The sequence below is a fragment of the Archangium sp. genome, assembly GCF_036389735.1.
Classification (GTDB): Bacteria; Myxococcota; Myxococcia; order Myxococcales; family Myxococcaceae; genus Archangium.
The window spans coordinates 1-1,645 of the sequence record NZ_DASVWK010000480.1; the positions used below are offsets into that span (position 1 = coordinate 1).

Here is a 1,645-nt window from a genome sequence, read left to right on the forward strand (position 1 = left end):
CAGCACCGCGACCAGCCGGCGCAGGGTGCCGTCGAGGGCGTCCTCCAACTCGGCCCCCTCGCCCAGCCGCTCGCTCCAGCGCTGAAGCAGCTCCTCCTGCCTCCGCTCCAGCAGGTCCGCCAGCGTGAGGGAAAGCGCGTCCTCCATCGGTTGGGTGTCGAGGCTCATGGGGCGCGTACTCTCTTCGCGGATCCTCCCTGGGACATATGCAGGGATCCGCCCGCTGGCACCGGGGGACCCGCCGGAGGCGATCAGCCGACAGCCCCAAGAGCCCCTGCTGGCTTGAGAAGTGGACTCCCGACCAATCTGTCCATCTGAAGATCTTTCAGGCTCCTGCCTGTAAGAACTTCAGACTCCTTCTCAACCCCTGTTATAAGTGTCCAATACGACAGACAGGCGGGCTGGCGCGATTCCTGCTTCACCCCTACCCGGAATGCGTCGACCCGAGAGCCTCTCCCAATACACCGTGGAAGTCAGTGCCACTGCCTGGGCGCAGATGGGGCACCTTTCACTGGAGACCTATCAACGCATTCGGGAAGAGCTGGAGAGCATCGCCTCCCGGTTGAGGCCCGAGACGCCGGCTCCGGTGTTGGGGAAGCGCTTCCGGACCCTCGAGACCCGCTCCTTCATCATCGAGGGCCATACCGCGCTCTATGACGTGGACCCCGAGCGTCGGCGGATCACGCTGCGAGGCATCTCCCCGCGCGCCCCGCAGGGGAAGTAGGGGAGGCCCCAGAGCCACCTCTTCCCCACCTGGGCGGGAGTGCTCGTCGGGCAGGCAGGCCGGAAGGGGCTTGGGGAAGGTGGCTGAATCCGGGGCCTGGCAGACGTTGCCTACCATTGGAATGTCCAGGAACGAGACCTTGATGGCAGAGCCGGGGCGAGCGGGGCTCAGCCCCTTCATCCGTGAGAACCGCGTTCAGATCCTGGAGGACTGGGAGCGGGCGGTGCGCCGGCTCCCCTATGCCCAGGACCTGTCGAGACCTCGGCTGCTGGATCACCTGCCGAACCTCCTGGAGCGGATCGCCCACGTGGTGGACAACGCCCACACGGGGGAACATTCGACGCTCGAGTCCGTACCGGAAGTGCACGCGCTGGAGCGGCTGGACTCGGGCTTCGACCTGGACGACGTGGCCGAGGAGTACGCCCTGCTGCGGGCCTGCATCCTCCAGCGCTACGGAGAGCACCTCCAGGCGGCCAGCGCCCCGTCCCTGGCGGCGGCGATGCGGGAGGTGGTGTCCTTCAACCGGACCTTCGACGAGGCCGTGGCCGCCGCCGTGTCCCGCTATGCCAGGGCACGCGAGCGGACGCTGGTGGCGTTGGATCGCATCTCCGAGGCGGCGGTTGGCACCGAGGCGCTGGACACCTTCCTGCCGAAGCTGCTGGGGGTGATCCTGGAGACGACCGAGGCGGTGGACTGCGTCAGCCTGCTGCTGCGCGAGGGGGACACCCTGCGGGTGCGGGCCTCGGTGGGGCTGGATGAGGACGTGGCCAGCGGCTTCAGCCTGAAGGTGGGCGAGGGCTTCAGCGGGAGGATCGCCGCCGAGCGGCAGCCGCTGGAGGTGCGCTCGGCGGCGACGGATCCGCTGGTGAGGAGCCCGGCGGTGCGCGCGTGGGGCACGCGCGCCCTCTATGGGGTGCCGCT

The 1,645-nt window shown here is 68.4% G+C and carries 2 protein-coding genes; both read left to right on the top strand.

The genetic code is table 11. From position 1 onward, the window contains the following. Positions 1-433 precede the first annotated feature (433 nt). Positions 434-724 (top strand): hypothetical protein, encoded by a 291-nt coding sequence (locus VF794_RS17065; RefSeq protein ID WP_331111686.1) that lies wholly within the window; start codon positions 434-436, stop codon positions 722-724. A 142-nt stretch (positions 725-866) separates the two neighbouring features. Then, positions 867-1,645, top strand: a 779-nt coding sequence (locus tag VF794_RS17070) for a GAF domain-containing protein (RefSeq protein WP_331111688.1), incomplete at its 3' end; no start/stop codon positions are given.

Bases quoted from the DNA above. Each gene is read 5' to 3' on its own strand.
- VF794_RS17065 (WP_331111686.1), top strand. From the start codon at position 434: ATGCGTCGACCCGAGAGCCTCTCCCAATACACCGTGGAAGTCAGTGCC.